This is a genomic window from Paraburkholderia sp. BR10141, from assembly GCF_056155635.1.
The window spans coordinates 20,629-40,808 of the sequence record NZ_JBMIQH010000009.1 but is presented as its reverse complement, the minus strand read 5'-3'; the positions used below and the strand labels follow the sequence as shown (position 1 = coordinate 40,808).

The following is a 20,180-nucleotide window of genomic DNA, read 5'->3' as shown; positions in this document are numbered from 1 at the left end:
CGAACGATGTATCTTTCCAATCTATCTCCTCCTGAACTCAAGCCGCGCAAACGTTGGCTGCCATCCCTCATCTGGCTGGTGCCACTCATCTCCGCATTGATCGGTGTTGCGCTGGTGGCCAGGTCCATTGCCGACAAGGGACCCGTCGTAACCGTCACTTTCAATAGCGCAGAGGGCATGGAAGCCGGCAAGACGAAGGTCAAGTACAAGGACGTCGAGATCGGTACGGTGCAAGGCATCAGGCTGTCCGGCGATTTGCGGCGCGTCCTCGTGAGCGTCCAGTTGGACAAGGACGCCGGGAAATTCGCGACGCAAGGCACGCGGTTCTGGGTGGTGCGCCCGCGCATCGGCGCAAACGGCATCTCGGGCCTCGGCACGTTGCTCTCGGGCGCGTATATCGGCGTGGACATCGGGCGCTCGACCACAAGCCGGACCGCGTTTCTGGGTCTCGAGAACCCGCCCATCGTCACGACCGGACAGCCGGGGCATCAGTACACGCTACGGGGCGAGTCGCTGGGCTCGATCGATATCGGCGCACCCATCTTCTACCATCGTATCCAGGCAGGTCAGGTGGTCGGATTCTCGCTCGATCCCGGCGGTGCAGGGGTCATCGTGAATGTCTTCGTCAATGCGCCGTTTGACCGCTACGTCAGTGCCAATACGCGGTGGTGGCATGCGAGCGGCGTCGATCTGCGTCTCGATTCGAGCGGTCTGAAGCTCAATACGCAGTCGCTGGCGACGGTCGTTGTCGGCGGCCTGGCGTTTCAGTCTCCGGCGGGGCAGGACGCCGGCGAGCCCGCTGCCGACAAGGCCGTGTTCCGGCTTGCGGCGGACGAAGCCGACGCCATGCGCGAGCCAGACGGCCAGCCGCTCAATGTGGTGATGCGCTTCGATCAGTCGCTGCGCGGGTTGTCCGTCGGGGCACCCGTCGATCTGCGCGGGATCGTGCTGGGGCAGGTGACCGACATTGGCATCGAGTACAACGACGCGCAAAAGAGCTTCAGCATGAAGGTGTCGATGGCACTTTATCCGGACCGGCTCAGCCGGCGCTCCAGTGACGCGCTGCCCGCACCGGACACGCCAGGCGGTCACGAATTGCTGGAGCACCTGGTGATGGAGGGCCTGCGCGGGCAGCTACGGACCGGGAGTCTGATAACGGGCCAGCTTTACGTCGCCCTTGACATGTTCCCGAAGGCGCCTCGCGCGAGCGTCGATGTGCGTCGCAGTCCCATCGAACTTCCGACAGTACCGAATACGCTCGACGAACTCCAGGTGCAGGTGGCGGACATCGCCAGAAAGCTGGACCAGGTACCGTTCGACCGGATCGGCGCCAACCTGAATGGCGCACTGGAAAACGCCAACCGGCTGTTCGGGCACATGGACACGGAAGTCGTACCGCAAGCCCGTGACACGCTGGCTGCGGCCCAGAAGACATTCAGCACCGCGGAATCGACGCTGCGCGAAGCCGCGCCGATGCAGTCGGATGTTCAGGATGCGATGCAGCAGCTAACGCGCACGCTGCAGTCGCTCAATGCGCTCGCCGATTACCTGGAGCGTCATCCGCAGGCACTGCTGTTCGGCAAGAAGGGAGACACGCCATGAACCTGATGCAACCCGCCTCGTGGCGCGCGATGGCGCAGACCGTGAGCACCATTGGCCTGGCCGTTCTGACGGCGTGTGCTTCGCCGGCTACGCGCTATTACACGCTCGGACCGGACGCGCCACAGACGATGGCGAGCAGCAAAGCAAGCCCTTCGTTGCGGATAGATATACGCCCGGTTCGGGTGCCGGCCGCCGTCGCGCGAAGTCAGCTCGTGGTGCAGGTCGACGCAACACAGGTCAAGGTGCTGGAGGATGATCGCTGGGCGTCGTCCCTGCCGGACGAACTCCGCTATGCGCTGATTGCGGGCGTGAGCCAGCAGGCCGGCGGTGCGGGCGCACAGACGGTCATGCGCGATGAGGACAGCCCCGTGTATCAGGTTGCCGTCGACGTCCAGCGCTTCGAATCCTGGCCTGGCTCACATGTGCTGGTTGACGTCGTATGGGCCGTGCGCACGTCGCCAGGCGCCGATACATTGACCTGTCACAGCGTCGTGAGCGAGCCCGTGGCGGATGGATATCAGGCGATTGTGGTCGGCCATCGTCATGCGATAGGCGCCGTCGCCGGGCAAATTGCCGAGGTCGTGCGCGGCCTCGCTGCGAGGCCGACTGGCAGTCGATTGCTGACTGCGGGGGCATCGCGCGGAGCGGAGAAGACGCCGCTCGCTTGCCCGCAATCCGGGGACAGCCCGCAAACGGCAGCCAACGGGGCAGCTGCGCGCTTCGAGCGCTAGCTGTTCGGCTTACCGATCTCAGTTTTCGTCGACAGCTTCGTCCACGACGGGCAATGGGCGCGCGGCGATCTTTTCCGCCTCCGCGCGTTTTAGCCCGAGCGTTTGCAGCAACATCGCGGCCGTGCGCTCCGGAAAGTGCTCGCCGCTGAAGCCGAGCTCCTTCAGCACGCCCGCGGCGCTTGCGCCCGGCACAACGAAGTTCAGTTCGGCCGCGATGGCGCAGAGAACCGTTCCGCCCACGGCAAGAAAGCCGATAAAGGGGTCGGCAACGGCGAACCGCTTGGCCGCAATGCCACTGCCGATGTCGCGCAGCAGCCGCTGGCCGAGGCCGCGACTCATCGCGCGGGCAGAAAAACCCTCGCGTATCAGAAAACGTCCCCAGACAGGATCAGTGCGCGCGCGCAGAACCGTATGGCGCACGGAGACCGCGACCACCTCGGCGGGGTCGGAAATGCCCACCGAAAGGCGGTCAAGCATGTTCGCGAACTCTTCGAAAACGTTATCGACGAGCGTCGCGTAGATCGCTTCCTTCGATTCGAAGTGGTTGTAGAACGAGCCGAAGCCCACGTCGGCGGCCTCGGTGATTTCGTTGATCGCCACGCCCTCCATGCCTTTTTCCGCCATCAGCCTCAGGGCGGCGTCGAGCAGACGGGCACGCGTCTCACGCTTGCGGCGTGCACCGCGCGGCTCCCGTTCTTCGACAAGGGGGGGAGGGGCGACGGGTGCTGCCACCGTGGCACGTTTGACTGCCCGGCGATTTGTCGTGGTCGTCATGATGGATCCTGATCTGGTCATATTCCGCAGTATAGATTCGAACGTCTATATTGACAAAACGATCAGTCATGAGTTTAATGTCATCAACGGCCTCGTAGACCGATCTAACTAGAACTGATGGAGTGACTGTGGAGACAGCAATCAGACATGGCGCCGCGCCAGGCGGCCCGCATCACGTTATCCGTCTGCCCATCCCGGCACCGGGACCCGCTATCCATTGCGCGTCGGTGAATTGCCGCCCGTGGAAGGCCGCCAGCGATCCAGCGGCTGGCGTTCCGCTCTATCGCACCGTCGGCGCGACATCTCTCGAATCCGCATCGGCCACCGCAACCGCCTGATTACGTTCCGCCATGAAACTGACTACTTCACAACCGGCTCGTCACCCCCATCCGACGGCGAAGGCGACCGCATTGGCCTATCTGGTATTCGATCGGTCAGATCTCGAGCAAGCCGAGCGTTTTCTCAATGACTTTGGGCTTCAAACCGTATCGCGGGACGAGGCGATGCTGCTTTTGCGCGGCACCGGACCTTCGCATTTTTGTTATGTAGTGCGTAGGGCATCGAAAGCGCGGTTTGTCGGATTTGGCTTGCAAGTCGGCGGCCGGGCGGAGCTCGATGCGCTCGCAAAGCTGCCTGATGCATCGGAGGTCGAACGCTCTGCGCTGCCGGGCGGCGGCTACGTGGTGCGACTCACGGACCCGTCCGGGTTCGCTATCGAAGCGGTATGGGGCCAGGCGCCAGCGTCAAGCTTGCCGCATCGGCTACCGCTGCCCTTCAATTCCGTCGATGCCACCGTCCGGGTCAACGGTACGCAGCGACCGCCCGAAAATGCCCCGGAAGTCATCCGGCTGGGGCATGTCGTGCTCGAACTCGCCGACTATCAGGAGACTTGTGCGTGGTACACGCGCCATTTCGGTTTTATCCCGAGCGATGTCCAGGTGCTTCCCGACGGGTCGCCGGCTGTCGCGTTCATGCGCCTGGATCTCGGCGACAGGCCGGCCGATCATCACACACTTGCGCTTGCCCAGGGCTTTGCGGCGACGTACAGCCACAGCGCGTACGAGCTCATCGACGCGGACGCGGTCGGTATGGGGCAGCGCGTACTGCGCGATAAGGGCTGGACGCACGCCTGGGGTATCGGCCGACATATCCTCGGCAGCCAGATTTTCGACTACTGGCAGGACCCGTGGGGCGACAAGCACGAACACTACTGCGACGGCGACCTGTTCACCGCCAACGAGCCGACCGGCATTCACGCCGTAAGCCGCGAGGCGATGGCTCAATGGGGGCCAACCATGCCGCGCAGTTTCACGAAACCCAGGTTCACGTTCGCGAGCATGGTGGCGCTTGTCAGAAATCTGCGCCGCAGCCCTGACCTGACGCTGAGCAAGTTGCGGACGCTGGCAAAGCTTTTTGCCTGAATCACACCCTATTCACAGACTCCGGAGCATTCTGCAATGGCAATTCACGTCCTGCATTACCTTCATGATGGGCGCGCCCAGTGGGGTGTCGTCGCGGATGGCGTCATCACGCCGATTCCCGGCGAGTTCAGCTCGACAGGCGCATTTATCGCAGCCAATCCGGTAGAGCGGCTTATGACGCTCAACGGACCGTCGATTCCCGAAGCAAAAGTACAGTGGCTATCGCCTGTGACCACCGACCAGCAGTTCATATGTCAAGGCGCGAACTATCGCCAACATATGATCGAGTCGGGCATGGACCCGGACGTGAAGAAATTCAACATGATCTTCACGAAGGCAACGAGTTGCATCGTTGCGGCCAGCTCGGCCGTCGTGAAACCAGACGCGGTGCGCTTCCTCGACTATGAGATCGAGCTCGGACTCGTCCTCAAACGCGATATCACGTCCCGTGAAACGATCACCGACGAAAACCTGCATGAGTACATTGCCGGGGCGGTGATCGTCAACGACTACTCCGCGCGCGATATCCAGATTCCGCAGATGCAGTTCTACAAGGGCAAAAGCTACCGGACCTTTGGTCCTGTCGGTCCTTATCTTTGCCTGCTCGAGAAGCAAGACATGCCAAAGTTGAAAGAGCTCGTGCTGACGCTGACAGTCAACGGAACCGTGCGCCAGAATGACACGACTGCCGGGCTGGTCTATGGCCCCGCAGAGACACTGTCTGAGCTGTCTGGCGTACAGGACCTGCGCACCGGTGACCTGCTCGCAACGGGTACGCCCTCCGGTTGTGCACTGAGCATTCCTTCACCTGAGAAGCAACGCGCTGCCGCGCAGTTGCCTGAAGCGGAGAAGTGGCGGCTTTTCCTGAAGATGCAGGAGGACAGGCCGCAGTACCTTCAGATCGGGGACGTTGTCGAGGCACAGATCGTCAGCTACGACCGCTCCATCAATCTGGGCACGCAACGTAACCTCGTTGTCGAAGAGGCAGCATGAAAGACGTCGCGAACGCGCAGGACGTCCTTGCTGTCGAAGCACAGGGGCAACTGGCTGATCTTCCGTCGAGTACCTACGAAATGATCCGCCGGGGCGCCGCCATCAATCCATCGGCGCCCGCGCTCTCTTTCTTCCTGACAGCCGACGACTATGCCAGCCCCGAGTGCTGGACGTACGGCGAACTGGTGCGAGATATCACGCGCACTGCCAACATGTTTTCGCGACTGGGCGTGCAAAAGGACACGGTCATTGCCTATTTGCTGCCGAATCTCCCGGAAACGCATTTCGTGATCTGGGGAGGAGAAGCAGCGGGGATTGTCTGCGCGATCAATCCGCTGCTCGAAAGCGATGCAATAGGCGAACTGCTCAATGCCTCGGGCGCCAGTGTGCTCGTCACCCTCGCGCCATTTCCTGGGGCTGGGACTGAACTGTGGCAAAAAGTGCAACCGGTATTGCATTGCGTCCCCGCATTGCGGGACCTGGTGCTCGTCAACCTGGCCGACCGGATTCCTGGCGAAAAGGGATTTGCGTCACGGATGCTGCAGCGTGGTGAGAACGCCAGGCTGCATGGCGAGGGTGGTATGCGAAGCGTGGTTCCGGCGCAGCTTCGGATTCACGATTTCGCGTCCGCTCACTCGAGCGAGTCCGGGGTCGTGCTCAACGGCTCACGTCGACCGAGCATCGATGATGTTTCGTCCTGCTTCTGCACGGGCGGCACCACCGGACTACCGAAAATTGCCATGCGCCGGCATCACAACGAAGTGGCCAATGCATGGAATGCGGGGCAATTCTTCGGCGAAACCATCGGCCCGGGTAAGACAATATTTTGCGGGCTGCCACTTTTTCACGTCAACGCCGTGATGGTGACAGGACTGCTGGCGTTTTCGCGTGGTGCCCACGTCGTCCTCGGCACGCCGCAAGGCTATCGGGGTGAGGGCGTTGTGAAGCGCTTCTGGGAGATAGTCGAGCATTACCGCATTAACTTCTTCAGCGCTGTTCCGACGCTCTATGGTTCGCTGCTGGAGGTCCCAGTTGGAGAGAACGATATCAACTCGCTCGAGTATGGCCTGTGCGGCGCCGCGCCGATGCCGGTCGAGCTGTTTCGCAGTTTCGAGCTTCGTACAGGGATTCGCATCCTGGAAGGTTACGGGCTTACTGAAGGCGCCTGCGTCAGCAGCGTCAATCCGCCATTTGGAGAGCGCAGGGTGGGCTCGATTGGTCTGTGCCTGCCTGGCCAGGCAATGAAGGCCGTGATGGTGGACGAAGCGGGACGGTATGTACGGGACTGCGCGGGCGATGAAGTCGGCCAGTTGGTGATTTCCGGGCCAAATGTGTTTGTTGGTTATTCCAGGCCCGAGCAGGACAGCGGAATCTGGACAGACCTCGGCGACGGCGAACGTTGGCTCAATACTGGAGACCTGGGGCGCCGTGATGCCGACGGATACTTCTGGCTCACTGGGCGGAAGAAGGAACTGATTATCCGGGGTGGACACAATATCGACCCTGTGGCAATCGAGGAAGCACTGCATCGTCATCCGGCAGTCCAGATTGCCGCTGCGTTGGGGCGTCCCGATATGCACGCGGGCGAGCTGCCTGTCGCCTATGTCCAGCTCAAGCCCGGCGTCGCCGCAACCGAAGCGGAGCTTGCCGAGTTTCTGCGTGCCGGGATCAACGAGCGCGCTGCGCTTCCGAAGGGCATACGGGTCGTCGATTCGATGCCGCTCACGGCCGTCGGCAAGATATTCAAGCCGGCGCTGAAGCGCAGAGAAGTGGCAGACGCGTTACGGTCGGCACTCGTCGAGGCTGGCGTCGGTAATGCGACCGTTAACGTTGCAGATGACACGTCACGTGGGATTGCAGTTCACGTCGATCTCCCCGGTGCTGAATCAGAAGAGCTAGCGCGCACTACGCTAGGGCGTTTTCCTTTCTCCTTTTCGCTGTCTGTGTCGGCAGGTCTGGCAGGCGACAGTAAGAGCACTAAGCAGATCGAGACACGCTAGGCGCGCGTTCACGCGTATACGCTGCGCGTTTACTGAGGGAGCCTGACGATCATAAGGTAACGCTAACAGCAAGAACGACCGCGGACCCTGCAACTGGACGATTTCTGTTTCGGTTCAGAAGGCGGCGCTAAGGAGGGAAAGATCGGAGAGGTCAGAGAATGGTCCCATTTAACTTAGCAGGACTACATAACACACTGGCCGGACATTACCGGTTGTGATTAAAACAGATGAATGCCGACACAACGCAGTGCCGTTCATTGAGCGGAACGTGACAACTGTGCGAGCAAAAAATCCCGGCCTAAGAGACAGGAGAAGACACGTGAGGAATGACAGGAGAACGATTCGCTGCGCCGGTCTGGCGGTTTGTATCTGCTCGGCTGCGCTTGCCGTTACTGCAAACGCCCAGACCGCTGGGAGCTTTACCGTGGCGACAGGGTGGCTTCACGTCGCGCCGCAAAGCAGCGCAACGCCGCTCACCGTGGAAAGCGTGGGCGGAATGACGGTGAATCAGCAGCTACCGGGTTCCGGAGCGCACGCGACGCCCACGGATACGCTGGGGATCACGACCGAGTACTACGTCACCGATCACATTGGCGTTGCCACGTTGATCGGGCTCCCGCTGACAGTGAATCTGGACGGTGATGGCGCGCTCGCGAAGTATGGCACCCTGGGCTCGACGCGGCCGATGCCGCCCGCTATCGTTCTTCGTTACCACCTGCTCGACGCCCAATCGAAATTCCGACCTTTTGTCGGGGTAGGCGTGAACTACACCTGGTTCACACAGGTTCGCACGACCAACAGTCAGTTTGTCACTGACAGCCTCGGTCCAGGCGGGTCTGCGCACGCATCACTCAGTTCGTCATGGAATCCGGTATTCGAACTCGGGGCGTACTACGCAATTTCAAACCACTGGTCCGTTGGAGCCAGTGTCGGTTACGTTCCCGTAAAGACTCACTTGACACTGGACGGGACGACGGCGAACGGGACGCAAATCGTTTCCCGGTCAACGATCCGGATCAATCCCGTGAATGTCTTCCTGAATGTCGCCTACACGTTCTAACCCAACACGAGCGACGTCCCAGGCGGACGCCTGCGAGGGTGGCAGAGTTTCACCATTAGAGATTTCAATGCACAGCACAGAGGTTGAAAGCGACCCTTCGGTTCAAGCAGTTGACGCGTGTCTGGACGTAGCTACGGTCAAGCATGCGTTTGTTTTTTCTCCCTGCAGCGATGTGTCATTCCGGATGAAACGATGAAGCGACAAGTACTCAAATCGATTCTGTTCGCGCTGCCGAAGGTACTCGCTCTGACGGCGCGCCGCTTCCCCGACTATCGTGAACGCCTCAAGGAGCGAGACCTGGTTGCCTGGATCGGGTTGATGGATCGGAGCCTCGGTCGCCTCATTGAGATCAGGAACGGTCGCATCCGGTCGCGAGCATGCTCGTATCAGGATGCGGACGTGAGCATGCTGTTCAAGGACGTCGCCACGGCCCTCGAGTTCCTTTCTCCGCGCCAGGATCATGCCGACATTATTCATGCGGCGAAGAACTTCAAAGTCGTGACGGAGGGCGACGATGAACTGCTGGTGTGGTTCATGCAGACGCTCAGCATGATGCAAACCATCGGCCTGCCGATGGGCACGCCGATGCGAGATGGCACGCGCCGGTACACCACCTGTACGAACGGCGGGCCGCTGTTCGTCTACGTCAAGGAGGATCGCATCGTTCGGGTGACGCCTGTCGATCTGGACGAAAAGGATGCTGCCAGTTGGGAGATAGAGGCACGCGGGCGCCGCTTCAGCCCGCCACGGCGAGGCCTCGTTGCGCCGCACGCGCTGGCGATCAAGTCGCTCGTCTATTCGGACAAGCGCATTCTTCGTCCATTGAAGCGGGTCGATTTCGATCCCGACGGGGAACGCAATCCGCAGAACCGCGGCAAGTCGGGCTATGTACCCGTTAGCTGGGACGAGGCCCTTGACATCGTCGCCAAAGAAATTAACCGGCAAAAACGCGTTCACGGTCCCGGTTCGATTACGTTCCCGATGTCGTCTCATCACCAGTGGGGCAATGTCGGCTACTACCTGAGCGCGCTAACGCGCTTTGCCAACCTGATTGGCTTCACCCGGGTGGCTGCGAACCCGGATAGCTGGGAAGGATGGTACTGGGGCGCGATGCATCACTTTGGCAATTCGATGCGCGTGGGCGTTCCATCAGGCTATGGCGGCATCGAAGACTGCCTGAGGGAAGCGGAAATGATTGTCTTCTGGTCGTGCGACCCGGAAAGCACCAACGGGGCATATGCGGGATTCGAGGGCACGCCGCGGCGGCTATGGGCCAAGGAACTGGGTATCGAGTTTGTTCACATCGATCCGCACTGCAATCCGACCGCGCAGTTGCTGGGTGGGCGCTGGATTCCCGTGCGTCCGCAAACCGACGCGGCCCTCGCGACCGCCATCATGCACGTCTGGGTCGTGGAGGGTCTGTACGACGAGGATTACGTTGCGACCCGCACGACCGGCTTCGATGAGTGGCGCGCCTATCTGCTGGGGGAATCCGATGGGGTCCCGAAGACTCCCGAATGGCAGCAGTCCGAGACTGGCGTGCCGGCGAAAGATGTGCGGGCGCTCGCGCGCCTCTGGGGAAAGAAGAAGGTCTATCTCGCGGTCGGTATGACAGGTGCGGGGTTCGGCGGCGCAGGACGCGGCGCGACCGGGGCGCAGTGGGCGCGCTGCATGATCATGATGATGGCCATGCAGGGATGGGGCAAACCAGGCGTCAATTTCGGGTGTCTGGAGCTCGGCGCTCCGCACGACCTGCACTTCTATTTCCCGGGCTACGCGGACGGCGGCATGTCCGGTGATCTCGCGTGGACCGCCAATGCGGTGAACAACTATCAGCGAATGCCGCACATTCTGACCATGAATCCCGTCAAGCAGATGGTACCGCGGCAGCAGCTACCCGACGCCATCATCAACGGTCATGCAACGGGATACCTGTGGGACGGTATGTCTCAGGAAGCGCAGTTCGCGCCGTTTACTTATCCAATGCCCGGCTATTCGCCGATCCACATGATTTATCGCTATGGCGGATCTGCTTTCAGCACGGTCACGAAATCCGGACGCTGGGCCGACGCCTACCGGCACCCCAGCATCGAGTTCGTCGTCAATCAGTCGATCTGGATGGAGGGCGAGGCGCAGTTCGCCGATATCATTCTGCCGGCGTGCACGTCCCTGGAACGATGGGATATTGGCGAATGGTCGAATTCGGGCGGGTATGCGCATCACGGCTTCAACACCGTCAATCACCGCATGGTGATGATGCAACACAAATGCATCGAGCCGCTGGGCGAGTCCCGCTCCGACTATGACATCTTCACAGCGATTCTGACCCGCCTCGGGCTCGGCGGCGTGTTCACCGAAGGATGCGGCGAACTCGACTGGGTCAAGAGGGTATTCGAATCGTCGGATCTGCCGGATCACATTTCATGGCGCAACTTCTGCCGCAAAGGCTATTTTGTCGTCCCGCCCGAAAAGCCTGAACTGCGCCATCCGGTGGACATGCGCTGGTTCGCGGAAGGTCGTCGCAAGGATCTGCAGGAACCGCATCCGATGCCCTCGCAATACGCCGAAAAGTTCGGCATGGGGTTGCAGACGCCTAGCGGCAAGCTCGAGTTCGTGCCGGAGTTGCTGAAGCGGCACACCGCCGACAACCCCGAGCGGCCGCCGCTGAACCGGTATATCCCGTCGTGGGAGGGGCTGCGCAGCGAGCTGGCCCAGCGCTATCCGCTGCAACTGATTGCGACTCATAGCCGGTACAGCTTCCACACTCATTGCGACGGCAAGCATTCGTCGGTCAACAGCGTCGACGATCATCGCGCGTTGATCGGTGGGCATCGCTTCTGGCTGCTGCGGCTCGGCCCCGCCGACGCGGCGGCCCGGGGCATTGCCCATCGCGATCTCGTCAAGGTCTTCAACGACCGCGGCGCGGTTATTTGTGCGGCTGACGTGTCGCCACTGGTGGCCGTCGGCGTCGTGAAGTCATACGAGGCGAGCGCTGAATTCCAGCTCATCGAAATCGCCGGTGAGCGTGTCGAGATCGGCGGCTGCATGAACATGCTGACGCCTGATCGGCCCCAGACGGCGGGGACAAGCAGTATGAGCCCGAATTCATGCCTCGTGCAGGTCGAAAAGTGGAAAGGCGCCGACGCGTTCATGCTCGGCCGCGCAGCATGAGGAGCACACGATGAGCAAGTGGAATCTGGTTATCAACGTCGGGCAATGTGAGAACTGCCAGAACTGCGTGATCGCTGCGAGAGACGAGCACGTGGGCAACGACTTTCCCGGGTACGCGGCACCCGCAGCGGTCGATGCCGAAAGCCCCATCCGCATCCTGCGCCGGGTCCAGGGCGACTCGCACATGGTCGAGACGACGTACCTGCCGGTCATGTGCAATCACTGTGACGACGCGCCATGCATGCGAGTGGGTGGCGATGCGATCCGCAAACGCGCCGACGGTATCGTCATCATCGATCCGGAGAAGGCCAGGGGCAGAAAGGACATCGTGAAAGCCTGTCCGTACAGGGCGATCGTCTGGAACGAGGCACTGCAACTGCCACAGATCTGGATCTTCGACGCGCATCTGCTGGACGAGGGTTGGCAACAGCCGCGATGCGGGCAGTCATGTCCTACCGGTGTTTTCGAAACCATCAGGCTCGATGACGCTGCAATGGCACACAAAGCGCGACGCGAAGGGCTCAGGGTTCTGGAGCCCAAACTCAAGACAAAGCCCCGGGTGTGGTATCGCGGCCTCGAACGCTGGGATACCTGCTTTATTGGCGGCAGCGTCAGCGCACGGGTGGGGCAGGTAGACGAGTGCGTGGCTTCGGCCGCAGTCGCGTTGTATACGGGCGGCCAGAAGGTTGCCGATACCGTCACGGACGCGTTTGGCGACTTCCGGTTCGCAGGACTGGCCAAAGACAGCGGGCGCTATCGAATCGAGGTACGCCATGACTTCGGCGATGCGTCGCGTGACTGTCAGCTGGGCGAAAGCATCTATCTGGGCGAGATCGAACTCGCCCGGTCGACCAATGAAGTCGAGGCCGCCTGACGCCACTATCTCTTTCGCTCACGCCCTCAATTTTATGATTGACGAAAAAATCAGAAGTGAGTGTAATATACAAATAGAGCGATCCGAACGTGTGTTGACTCATTGAGAACCCGCCGCTGGCGCGCCTCGGTTCCGGTGAACGCAGAAGGCGTCGCTCGCCAGCGCTACATCATGAAGCACGAACGCTTGACACACGCACAAAGGAAGCGGCAGACCCGCGAGCGCCTCTTTGACGCTGCAAGAACCGTTTTCCTTGAGAAGGGCGTGGCCGCTACGAGCGTGGAGGACATTGCCGGGGCGGCGGGTTACACACGCGGAGCCTTCTACTCGAACTTCCGCGGCAAACGGGACATGCTGGTTGAGCTGTTGCAGCGCGACGCAGTTCTGGCCCGCGAGAACATGCAGGCCTTCATTGAAATGGGCGGCACGCCCAAAGAGATGCTGGCACGCGCGATCGCCTGCTACGGCAATGGGGAATTTGACAGCGATTGCTTCCCCCTTTGGATCGAAGCGCAACTTCTCGCGCGTCAAGACAATTTGTTCGGGGAGCGTCTTGATGTATTGCGGCATGAGACGCTCTTCCATATCAGCAACTGCTTGCGGACGTTCGTGCCTGATGCCGACAGGCTATGGTCTGGAGGCGCTGATGCGCTCGCGGTCGCTCTGATGAGCCTGTCTGAGGGACTTCAGTTCGTCAGGATGTGCAACACGCAGACGGTCAAAGGCCAGGTTCGCGGTCCGTAGTCATCGGTTCGCGATTCAGACGTCACAAGACGATGTCCTCAGCGCGACCGGCAATGCCGTAACAGAGACACCTGGTTTATCTCAACGATGGAATATATCGAAAGTTTGCGCCTTTTCCGCACCATCGTCGAAGTCAAAAACTTTCGGCGAGCTGGCGAAATGATGGGCCTGTCACCCTCGGTCGTCTCCCGTGCGATTGCGTCGTTGGAAGAGCGCCTCGGGGCGCGACTGTTTCACCGGTCGACTCGACAATTTTCGTTGACGGAAGCTGCGGAGTGCTTCTACGACGGGTGTTGCCGCGTCCTCGACGATCTGGATTGCATGGAAGCGAGCGCCGCGGACCACGGCCGGCTACCGACGGGAGTGTTACGACTGGTTGCGCACACGACGGCCGCCCTGACGTGGTTGCCGCCGTTGATTGCGTCGTTCAGACGGAAGCACGCAAATGTCACGCTCGATATCACGCTGACCGAGCGGCCAGTTGACCTGACGGCCGACGGTTACGATCTGGGTATCGTGCTGCCATTCATGCTGGCGACGGATCTGGCAGTGACACGGCTTCTGCAGCGGTTACCGCTCGTCATCGTGACAACGGAAGCTTACCTTGGCACGCATCCTCGGCCACGGCATCCTGCTGATCTCGAGCAACATGCATTCGTGACGGTTCCGCCGTCAATGCACAAGCCGTTTGTCACGTTTCGGACAGGAGAGGAGAAGATCGCCGTCCCGATCAACTACGAGATATCGTCGAACAATCCGATCTTTAACCGCGACGTCATTCTGGAGGGATTGGGCATCGGTTTGCTTCCCATCGCGCTCGTGGAAGAAGACATCAAGTCGGGACGACTCATTCGACTGCTGGAAGACTTCGAGATCGCGGATACCGCGGCGGAGGTCCGGCTGGCGTATATAGGGCGCGCGATGTTGCCAGCGAAGGTTAGAGCGTTTATCGATCACGCCGCGGCGTTCTTCGAGGTTAGTGAAGGCAGTGCCACTCGCCCACAGGTTGTCCGGGAACACCAATGATGCAGCAGACACTCAGAAAATTGATTTCTTGAGAGGGTCGAGTGTCTTGCGCATTATTGACATAACGATCAATATTGAATCTAATGTCATTAACAGTCTTTGCTGGTGTCCCGGTAGAGAGCGGTGTCATGGCGGAGTCGCATGCCAGGCGCGCAGTCGCGAGTGTGCGCGTACCACAGAAGGGAGTGTGAAGGCGAGGCGCTTACGGCTTTTGGATCACATGCCGCTGCCGACCGACTGCACGTGGACCTGCAATGTCCTGGCAAACATATTGGAGGGCAGGCGGCCCGTCGCCAATTGAATACGATGAATGCAACACTCTTATCAGCTACAGCGGCATTGTTCGGTGCAGCGATTGGCGGCCTGACATCTCTTGTTACTCAACGAACGCAGGCAAGGGCGGAGTGGCTCGCGCACGACCGCATCCGCCGACAGGACCTCTATAGAGAATTCATCGAGCAGGCATCGCAATGCTATGTCCACGCGCTACAGCACAAAGAGCCGGACGTTACCGCACTCGTCAGTCTGTTCGCTAAGATAAGTCGCATGCGTGTCCAATCCTCCACCGAGGTTTCCATTGAAGCCGATCAGATCGGGCGAAAGATTGTGGACACCTATGATGCCCCGGAGAAAACTTTCGTCGAACTGCGCGAAATGCTCGCCGATGGCTCGATCGACATTCTCAACCGATTCAGCGATCTTTGCCGTGACGAATTCGATTCGCTGCGGTCGGAGCAATTTTGAGTGAACCATTAGGCGTGAACAGCTCTGGCTTCCCGTCGACATTCGAGTAGAACGCGTCTCGAACAACTAGTGCGAAAGGTGCGGATATGACGACAGGTCGCTACAGGGCGGATAGGCAGTGGTTGATCGAGCATGATATGGAACTGGCGCGAAGTGCTTCCCACATCGCAAGCATGCTGCATGAAGAAAGCATGCAGGCAGCCATCAGGGAAACCCTTCTTCAGTTCGAGGCCGCGCACGGACCTGAGGAGTTGAAAATATTCACACGCGCCCTCGCCAGGAAGCTGGAGGAGCGCGGAAACCTGAGAGCAGCCGAGGTAATCCGGGGGTTTGTAAAGCATGGCCCGTCGCCAGGGGCAACGCCTTAAACCTTCGCTTCGCTCGCGTTCGCGCAAGAGCGGATGGTTATGCAAAGCGCCCGTATCAGCATGTAAAGCAATGAGTTTCGGGTTTTCGCGAGTTGTCCAACAGTTCTAACGCGATTTTCGAGTGCGTGTAAAACGCGACTCATCGTAGCTGTACCTGAAAGCGTTTCGATCTACCAACGTAGCGTATGGGAGGCGGCAACAATGGCACAGCGAATTGCTTATGTAACAGGGGGCATGGGCGGAATCGGAACCGCAATATGCCAGCGGCTCCATAACGACGGATTTACCGTAGTCGCCGGCTGTGGGCCAAATTCATTGCGTCGCGAGCGGTGGCTGACCGAGCAGGCTGCACTCGGTTTTTCCTTCACCGCCTCGGAGGGCAACGTCGCGGACTGGGAATCAACTGAGGTCGCCTTCGCCAAGGTAAAGAAGGAGATCGGCGAGATCGATGTGCTGGTGAACAACGCGGGCATTACGCGAGACGGCGTGTTTCGCAAGATGTCACGTGAGAACTGGAACGAAGTCATTGCCACGAATCTGACCAGTCTTTTCAATGTGACCAAGCAGGTCATCGACGGGATGGTCGGAAGGGGATGGGGGCGCATCATCAACATCTCCTCCGTGAATGGACAAAAAGGACAGTTCGGCCAGACCAACTACTCGACCGCGAAGGCAGGCATTCATGGCTTTACGATGGCGCTTGCCCAGGAAGTCGCGACAAAGGGTATCACGGTGAATACGGTATCCCCCGGGTACATCGGGACGGATATGGTTCGGGCCGTTCGTCCCGAAGTGCTTGATGCCATCGTCCAGAGCATTCCAGTCAGGCGCCTCGGAGAAGCCAATGAGATCGCTTCAATTGTCTCGTGGCTCGCCAGCGATGAAGCGGCCTTTTCGACTGGAGCGGACTTCTCGCTGAATGGTGGCCTTCACATGGGGTAACGATCTCAACCGAAGTCAATTAGCTCTCTCGCGGGTAACCGGGTGGCGGCGACACTCCCTCTCCGCCGCGTAACTGGTCGTCGGATCCCTGACCACTGCCAGTTGAGTCGAGGCCGCGGCACGAAAGGTCGCGGCGGCTTCGACATCGATTGATAACCACAGAACATCAATCGTTCAGAAAATTGCACTTATCGTTTTGCCGGCTCCGGGCGAATATGGCGAAAGCCACAATCGACCGGAACGCCGCGTATGTTCCAGAATTCAGGAGACACCTCGATGGACCCCTCGTCTAACCTTTCGACCAGACATTCAAAGGCCGCCGCGGTTTTCCGCGTAACAGGCGGGAATTTCCTCGAGCAGTTCGACTTCTTCCTGTTCGGCTTCTACGCCACGCAGATCGCCAACGTTTTCTTTCCCGCCAGGAGCGAGTTCGCCTCGTTGATGATGACGTTCGCGGTCTTCGGTGCCGGCTTCCTGATGCGGCCGCTGGGCGCCATCGTGCTTGGCGCCTACATCGACGACGTCGGCCGCCGCAAGGGCCTCATCGCTACGCTTTCCATCATGGCGAGCGGCACCATCCTGATCGCGTTCGTACCGGGCTATGCGACGATCGGACTTCTCGCGCCCGCGCTCGTGCTGCTCGGGCGGCTGCTACAGGGCTTCTCGGCGGGCGCCGAACTGGGTGGCGTGTCGGTGTATCTCGCCGAGATGGCCACGCCCGGCCGCAAGGGCTTCTTCACGAGCTGGCAGTCGGCGAGCCAGCAGGTCGCGATCGTCGTCGCTGCGGGCCTCGGCTTTGCGCTCAACCAGTGGCTGAGCGCACCGGCCATCGCCGCGTGGGGCTGGCGCGTACCGTTCTTCGTCGGCTGCATGATCGTGCCGTTTATCTTCATGCTGCGTCGCAATCTGGAGGAAACGCAGGAGTTCAAGGCGCGCCAGCATCGCCCGAGCATGAAAGAAGTATTCGGCACGCTGGTCCAGAACTGGGCCGTCGTCGTCGCCGGCATGATGCTGGTGGCGATGACCACCACGAGCTTCTATCTCATCACCGTCTACGCGCCGACCTTCGGCAAGACGGTCCTGCACCTGAGCACCGCCGACAGTCTGCTCGTGACGCTCTGTGTCGGCGTGTCGAATTTCGTGTGGCTGCCGATCGGCGGGGCACTCTCCGACAAGATCGGCCGCCGGCCGCTCCTCGTCGGCATGACGGTGCTCGCTATCGCGACCGCATACCCGGCCCTGTCGCTGCTCGCTCACGCGCCGAGCTTCGTCAACATGCTGCTCGTCCTCCTTTGGCTCTCTTTCATGTACGGAATCTATAATGGCGCGATGGTCGTCGCGCTCACGGAAGTGATGCCGGTGCAGGTACGCGTTGCTGGCTTCTCGCTCGCCTACAGTCTCGCTACGGCCGTGTTCGGAGGCTTCACGCCGGCGATCTCGACGGCGCTCATTCATATGACCGGCGACAAGGCCGCACCCGGCTACTGGATGAGCCTGGCCGCAGCGTGCGCCCTTTTGGCGACGTTCGCGCTCTATCGCCGCCGCGCAGTGACACTGACGCCGGCGCACTGATGCGCTTCCGCCGCTCGCATCGCAACCCAGCACGACCACGACCATGAGAAACCTGCTTCTGAAACTTTGCGCGGCAGCGCTCGTCGCAACCTCGGCCGCTGCGGCGAACGTGCAGGCCGCCGACCTGCACGTCATGAGCTCGGGGGGCTTCACCGCTGCGTACAAGGTGCTCGGCCCGAGGTTCGCTTCCCAGACGGGCAACACGCTCGACACCGCGCTCGGCCCGTCGATGGGCAAATCGCCCGAAGCGATCCCCAACCGGCTCGAGCGTGGCGAGCCTGCGGACGTCGTCATCATGGTCGGCTACGCACTCGACGACCTGATCAAGCAAGGCAAGGTCATTCCCGGATCGCGGGTCGAGCTGGCCGATTCGCGCATCGGCGTGGTCGTGCGTGAAGGTGCGGCAAAGCCCGACATCGGCTCGACGGAAGGCCTCAGGCAGACCTTGCTGCATGCGAAGTCGATTGCCTACTCGGACAGCGCGAGCGGCGTCTATATCGAGCGAGAGTTGTTCAGGAAGCTCGGTATCGAGGATCAGGTCAGGTCGAAAGCGAAGATGATTCCGCGCATTCCAGTGGCGTCGGTGGTGGCGAACGGTGCCTACGAAGTCGGCTTCCAGCAGGTGAGCGAATTGCTACCCGTCCAGGGGGCAACTTTAGTTGGCAAGATTCCCGAGTCTCTGCAGTCCGTCACGCGTTTCGCCGGCGGCATCCCCGTGGGCGCGCAGCATCCGAAGGAAGCGAAGGCGCTCCTCGACTATCTCGCATCGCCCGATGTGCAAGCCGAAGTGAGATCGACCGGGCTCGATTCCGTCTCCGCGCATTGAGGCGGAACCATGGGAAGGCTTGTCTCAGCCAGCCTCACGATGCGGTCTTCCTTCTCGTCTTCGCCGTCGTCGCGCTGTTGCCCACGGCATCACTGCGTGCGACGCCGGCACGCTTCGTCTCGATGATCGTCCGGTGAAACTCCTGTGCAGCCGGTGTGAGCGGCCGTCCGCGCCGTCTTACGATTCCCACGCGTCGTTTCACCACCGGTTCGACGAGCGGCACGCTCGTGAGGATTGGGTGGTCATGTCCGGGCATGGCCATTGAGGGCACGGCGGCGACGCCGAGCCCCGCCTCAATCAATCCGAGCATGGTCGTCACGTGCCGGGTCTCGCAAACGCTCGGTGCTCGCGGCGCCACGGCAGTGAGCGCCTGGTCGAGCAACAGGCGGTTACCGGAAGTCTTGTCGACCGAGACGTAGTCGTGTTCGTAGAGCTCGTCCCAGGTCACGCGCTTCTTGCGTGCGAGCGGATGGTCGCGGCGGCAGGCAGCAACGAACCGCTCCTGCAGCAGGACTTTGAACTCGATCTCGGACTCTTGACTGCCCATGAAGCTCACGCCGAAATCAGCCTCGCCGCTGATGACGGCGCCAAGCACCTCGTTGGCGCTCGAATCGAGGAGCTTGACCCGGATGCGTGGAAAGCGGCGATGATAGCTCGCGATGACGCTCGGCAGAAAGTAATACGCCACCGAAGGCACGCACGCGATAGTCACATGACCCAAGTGGCTCGATGAAACATCGCGAATGCCGAGCAGCGCGACGTCAAGATCATCGAGCAGTTGTTCTGCGCTTTGGGCGAACACGCGGCCGACGGTGGTGAGCGTGACGCTGCGCGTGGTGCGCTCGATGAGACGCACGCCGAGCGCTTCCTCGAGCTTGTCGATCCGACGGCTCAACGCTGGCTGGGATATGCTCACCGCCTCCGCGGCCTTTCGGAAGCTTCCCAGCTCCACCACCGCCCGAAACGCCTGCAAGTCATTCAAGTCAACGTTCACGCCCACAACCGGCCTCCGCATCCTGGATGCCGACTATTTTGCATGATTCAGCAGAGATCCCCACCACCCAAATGACGCCCGTATCCGCAGCTTTGGGACTGCCACCGACATGAGTGTGACGGACTGGTTTCGCACAACGACATTCGTGTTCGCGACGCAGTTGTCTCTTTATGGCCGACCTCTGTCCGCGCTACGGCGCAAAACGTGCGGGCCGTGCCGGCCGCCGGCGCGGCGAAGAATTGAGCATCCTCGTACAATTCATGCGGTGGCCTTGAGCTTCCTGACAAACCTGTCGGCGCAGCTGCATTAGTTTTCCTGCGTTCCGTTAGTGTCTCTGT

General features: G+C 60.6%; 17 protein-coding genes. 15 read left to right on the top strand and 2 right to left on the bottom strand.

Going from position 1 to position 20,180, the window contains the following annotated elements; genetic code table 11:
- Positions 1-6 precede the first annotated feature (6 nt).
- Together ACOJB8_RS14725 and ACOJB8_RS14720 are read left to right on the top strand one after the other, a co-directional pair.
- On the top strand, positions 7-1,602 hold the full coding sequence (locus tag ACOJB8_RS14725; protein WP_475013092.1) for a PqiB family protein: 1,596 nt from the start codon (positions 7-9) through the stop codon (positions 1,600-1,602).
- A complete protein-coding gene (locus ACOJB8_RS14720) occupies positions 1,599-2,333 on the top strand; it encodes a membrane integrity-associated transporter subunit PqiC (RefSeq protein WP_368727863.1) in 735 nt (244 codons plus the stop codon). Before ACOJB8_RS14725 ends, ACOJB8_RS14720 begins: the two co-directional genes overlap by 4 nt.
- A gap of 18 nt (positions 2,334-2,351) precedes the next feature.
- On the opposite strand, the gene ACOJB8_RS14715 is transcribed toward ACOJB8_RS14720, so the two are convergent.
- Entirely contained in the window at positions 2,352-3,107 is a 756-nt protein-coding gene (locus ACOJB8_RS14715) for a TetR/AcrR family transcriptional regulator (protein WP_069266305.1), read from the bottom strand.
- Positions 3,108-3,457: 350 nt separating this feature from the next.
- On the opposite strand from ACOJB8_RS14715, the gene ACOJB8_RS14710 reads away from it, so the two are divergent.
- The 13 genes from ACOJB8_RS14710 (at position 3,458) to ACOJB8_RS14650 (ending at position 18,848) form a co-directional block, all read left to right on the top strand.
- Positions 3,458-4,528: a VOC family protein gene (locus ACOJB8_RS14710; protein WP_368684706.1), complete on the top strand. Its 1,071-nt coding sequence runs from the start codon at positions 3,458-3,460 to the stop codon at positions 4,526-4,528.
- A 36-nt stretch (positions 4,529-4,564) separates the two neighbouring features.
- Positions 4,565-5,521, top strand: a complete 957-nt coding sequence (locus ACOJB8_RS14705) for a fumarylacetoacetate hydrolase family protein (RefSeq protein WP_342946391.1) — start codon at positions 4,565-4,567, stop codon at positions 5,519-5,521.
- The gene (locus ACOJB8_RS14700; protein WP_475013089.1) at positions 5,518-7,521 is read left to right on the top strand and encodes an acyl-CoA synthetase; all 2,004 of its coding nucleotides are present in this window, start codon (positions 5,518-5,520) and stop codon (positions 7,519-7,521) included. The genes ACOJB8_RS14705 and ACOJB8_RS14700 overlap by 4 nt, the downstream gene beginning before the upstream one ends.
- Before the next feature lie 319 nt (positions 7,522-7,840).
- A complete protein-coding gene (locus ACOJB8_RS14695; RefSeq protein ID WP_069266309.1) occupies positions 7,841-8,581 on the top strand; it encodes an OmpW/AlkL family protein in 741 nt (246 codons plus the stop codon).
- Positions 8,582-8,773: 192 nt separating this feature from the next.
- Positions 8,774-11,752, top strand: coding sequence for a molybdopterin-dependent oxidoreductase (locus tag ACOJB8_RS14690; RefSeq protein ID WP_475013087.1), 2,979 nt, complete (start codon positions 8,774-8,776; stop codon positions 11,750-11,752).
- A gap of 10 nt (positions 11,753-11,762) precedes the next feature.
- Positions 11,763-12,626, top strand: a complete 864-nt coding sequence (locus ACOJB8_RS14685) for a 4Fe-4S dicluster domain-containing protein (RefSeq protein ID WP_342946388.1) — start codon at positions 11,763-11,765, stop codon at positions 12,624-12,626.
- 102 nt (positions 12,627-12,728) lie between these two features.
- The gene (locus ACOJB8_RS14680) at positions 12,729-13,370 is read left to right on the top strand and encodes a TetR/AcrR family transcriptional regulator (protein WP_475013085.1); all 642 of its coding nucleotides are present in this window, start codon (positions 12,729-12,731) and stop codon (positions 13,368-13,370) included.
- Between the two features lie 87 nt (positions 13,371-13,457).
- A complete protein-coding gene (locus ACOJB8_RS14675) occupies positions 13,458-14,396 on the top strand; it encodes a LysR family transcriptional regulator (protein WP_069266312.1) in 939 nt (312 codons plus the stop codon).
- 306 nt (positions 14,397-14,702) lie between these two features.
- The gene (locus ACOJB8_RS14670; protein WP_368603020.1) at positions 14,703-15,140 is read left to right on the top strand and encodes a hypothetical protein; all 438 of its coding nucleotides are present in this window, start codon (positions 14,703-14,705) and stop codon (positions 15,138-15,140) included.
- A 137-nt stretch (positions 15,141-15,277) separates the two neighbouring features.
- Entirely contained in the window at positions 15,278-15,508 is a 231-nt protein-coding gene (locus ACOJB8_RS14665) for a hypothetical protein (RefSeq protein ID WP_141710752.1), read from the top strand.
- 201 nt (positions 15,509-15,709) lie between these two features.
- Positions 15,710-16,450 carry a 3-ketoacyl-ACP reductase gene (locus ACOJB8_RS14660; RefSeq protein WP_069266315.1) on the top strand — a complete coding sequence of 247 codons (741 nt, stop codon included), beginning with the start codon at positions 15,710-15,712 and terminating at the stop codon, positions 16,448-16,450.
- Positions 16,451-16,726: 276 nt separating this feature from the next.
- Positions 16,727-18,022 carry an MFS transporter gene (gene tcuC, locus ACOJB8_RS14655; protein WP_069266316.1) on the top strand — a complete coding sequence of 432 codons (1,296 nt, stop codon included), beginning with the start codon at positions 16,727-16,729 and terminating at the stop codon, positions 18,020-18,022.
- Between the two features lie 43 nt (positions 18,023-18,065).
- Positions 18,066-18,848 (top strand): substrate-binding domain-containing protein, encoded by a 783-nt coding sequence (locus tag ACOJB8_RS14650; RefSeq protein WP_342946385.1) that lies wholly within the window; start codon positions 18,066-18,068, stop codon positions 18,846-18,848.
- 34 nt (positions 18,849-18,882) lie between these two features.
- On the opposite strand, the gene ACOJB8_RS14645 is transcribed toward ACOJB8_RS14650, so the two are convergent.
- A complete protein-coding gene (locus tag ACOJB8_RS14645; protein WP_475013082.1) occupies positions 18,883-19,848 on the bottom strand; it encodes a LysR family transcriptional regulator in 966 nt (321 codons plus the stop codon).
- Between the last annotated feature and the right edge of the window lie 332 nt (positions 19,849-20,180).